Raw genomic sequence first — 2,258 nt, 5'->3', positions numbered from 1 at the left:
AAGAACATGTTTTCGCCGCCGGTCGCATCTTCAAAGCTGATCTCGTTAAAGCCCTCGGCCTTGTGCGTCTGGGTGCGCATGACGGACTTGGTTTTGTGCTCAGGCAGTGGGTACGGCACCTTCTGCCGCTCGTTCGGCACGACGCCTGTCACCACCGGTCGGTCGGGGTCGCCGTCGAGGTAGGTGACCATGACCTCCATGCCGATGCGGGGGATCACTTGCCCGCCCCAGCCGGCTCCGGCCCAGTTCTGCGTCACCCGCACCCAGCAGGTGTCGGTGCCGTCTTTTGCCGCGCGCCGGTCCCAGGGGAACCACAGCTTGATGCGGCCATATTCGTCGGGGTGGATCTCCTCGCCCTCGGGGCCCGCGACGATCGCCACCTGCGTGCCGTCGATGCGCGGGCGCGGGGTGGTCATTGGCGGGGTGGCGGGCACATCGGCGGGCAGCGCCAGAAAGCNATGACCTCCATGCCGATGCGGGGGATCACTTGCCCGCCCCAGCCGGCTCCGGCCCAGTTCTGCGTCACCCGCACCCAGCAGGTGTCGGTGCCGTCTTTTGCCGCGCGCCGGTCCCAGGGGAACCACAGCTTGATGCGGCCATACTCATCCGGGTGGATTTCCTCGCCCTCGGGGCCTGCCACGATCCTGCGCAGGGCGGATCAATCGCCGATCGAGACATCCTCGGACCCGTCTGCAGCGAAGCCACCACATGAAACCGGATCGCCCGACCGTGCGGCGGGTTTGCCGTTGACAAAGACCGACCCGGAGCCGACCGCAATCACCCGTGCCTCCGGGTCGTCGTCATGGCAGCCATGCGGCGCGAGCGTGTCGCCCTCGCGCACAAGGCCCGCGCCGTTCACGAAAACATCGCCGCTGCTTATCGTGGCAGCGGTCGGTTCGCGGCAGTCATGGCCGGTGCAGAGATCGCCGAGGCGATAGGCATGGGGCATTTTCGTCCTCCCTCAATGGTTTATGGCATCGAACTGCCCCGTCGTCCGGGAACGTAGGTTGGCATGGTATCACCAACTGCATATCGCGCCCATCCACCCTCGGCGTCGCGTTCGGTATGCATCTCGTTCCAAGCTGGGCGGGTATGCGGGGTCTTCCCGGTTTCCTCGAGAACATCGATTTGCGCGCCGACCACGGTGGCGTAGTCGAAGCACCAGTGGACCTCCATCTCCGGGCCAAGCATGTCACCGGGAAAATCGACCTCGGCGCCGGTGGAGGCCATGGCGATGCGGCGATCTCCGCGCAGCTGATACAGCGCAGATCCAATACGTCGGTGCGTGGCAAGCATCAACGCTTCGCTGCCCTGCAGGATGAAGGCTTCTGCGTTGGGAAACCCGTCGCCGACCATGCGGAACGTGAAAAACATGCGCCCGTCGTCACGGTCGATTTCGAGACCGAGCGATACCATGACGTCGATGCCGGGCACTGTGCTTTCCCAAATATGTTCCCGGCCCCATTCGGTGTTGCCGCCCGGCATCGCGAAATTCTGTCCGGTATAGGCGAAGCTTACCTGCGCGCCCTGATCGCCGTCCGGGCGGTAGGGGTCAATGGAGCCGCCGAACAAGGTGTATTTGGGCCATGTGTCGGGGTCGGCATAGTCTTGGGTGATCAGACCGAAGAGGCTAACACTTGGGTCTGAGCCGAGGCGTTCACTCGTAATTTCGCCATTAACTAAATTGACTTGAACAATGGCATAGATGCGAGACGTGACGCCTTCATCGTGACTGAAACCGCGATTGTCTCCATGAAAGCCCAGCCCGCCGACCCCGAAATTCGACAGCGGATGGAAAGAGCGGACGAAAAACCGCAGCACGCTCATCGCCGCTCATCCCCATCTACGGCGTCGCAGATCAGTGCAAAGCTCTGCTGAGCGCAGTCATATCTGAATTCCAGAAATCCCATAGGAAGATTGACATTTCGCTCACGACTCTGATGCTCTGTCCAATTACCCCCAGGAATTTCGGAATGATGGGTGAGAACCTTAGGTATCTCTTCGATTTCACGCGTGTCAGGGTGAACGTCTTTTGCCTGTCCCACCCCGATCCGTCCGCCCTTAAGCCGCTCTACGGGATAGCGCTGCTCGTTTGCTGACCGGAAGCGATAGACAAAGGTCCCGTCGCGTGGATACTGAATACGCACAATGGTAACCTGCGACGAGATCGTCAGCTCGTGGGTTCCGGTCGTAAGCTTGGTAAATTCATCGCCCTCCAGATCAACCGCCTCAGGCTGGATGATCACCACGCCCCCCTC

Annotated in this window: 5 protein-coding genes; all 5 read right to left on the bottom strand. The window is 61.6% G+C overall.

Annotated elements, in window-relative coordinates; genetic code table 11:
* A partial coding sequence (tssI, locus tag ACG74X_RS21280; RefSeq protein ID WP_411237321.1) for a type VI secretion system tip protein TssI/VgrG occupies nt 1-416 on the bottom strand: 416 nt, incomplete at its 3' end.
* Nucleotides 413-640 (bottom strand): phage baseplate assembly protein V, encoded by a 228-nt coding sequence (locus ACG74X_RS21275; RefSeq protein WP_411237320.1) that lies wholly within the window; start codon nt 638-640, stop codon nt 413-415. The genes tssI and ACG74X_RS21275, both read right to left, overlap by 4 nt.
* A gap of 18 nt (nt 641-658) precedes the next feature.
* Nucleotides 659-949 carry a PAAR domain-containing protein gene (locus ACG74X_RS21270; protein WP_411237319.1) on the bottom strand — a complete coding sequence of 97 codons (291 nt, stop codon included), beginning with the start codon at nt 947-949 and terminating at the stop codon, nt 659-661.
* A 20-nt stretch (nt 950-969) separates the two neighbouring features.
* Nucleotides 970-1,827, bottom strand: coding sequence for a hypothetical protein (locus ACG74X_RS21265; protein ID WP_411237318.1), 858 nt, complete (start codon nt 1,825-1,827; stop codon nt 970-972).
* A partial coding sequence (locus ACG74X_RS21260) for a hypothetical protein (RefSeq protein WP_411237317.1) occupies nt 1,824-2,258 on the bottom strand: 435 nt, incomplete at its 5' end. The genes ACG74X_RS21260 and ACG74X_RS21265, both read right to left, overlap by 4 nt.

Source organism: Marivita sp. S0852 (genome assembly GCF_046591575.1).
Taxonomy (GTDB): domain Bacteria; phylum Pseudomonadota; class Alphaproteobacteria; order Rhodobacterales; family Rhodobacteraceae; genus Marivita.
Note: the sequence above shows the minus strand (reverse complement) of the source record. Positions and strands in the feature narration are given on the sequence as shown.

Excerpts from the sequence above, each read along its gene's own strand:
- ACG74X_RS21270 (WP_411237319.1), bottom strand. The coding sequence starts at position 949 with ATGCCCCATGCCTATCGCCTCGGCGATCTCTGCACCGGCCATGACTGC.
- ACG74X_RS21265 (WP_411237318.1), bottom strand. The coding sequence starts at position 1,827 with ATGAGCGTGCTGCGGTTTTTCGTCCGCTCTTTCCATCCGCTGTCGAAT.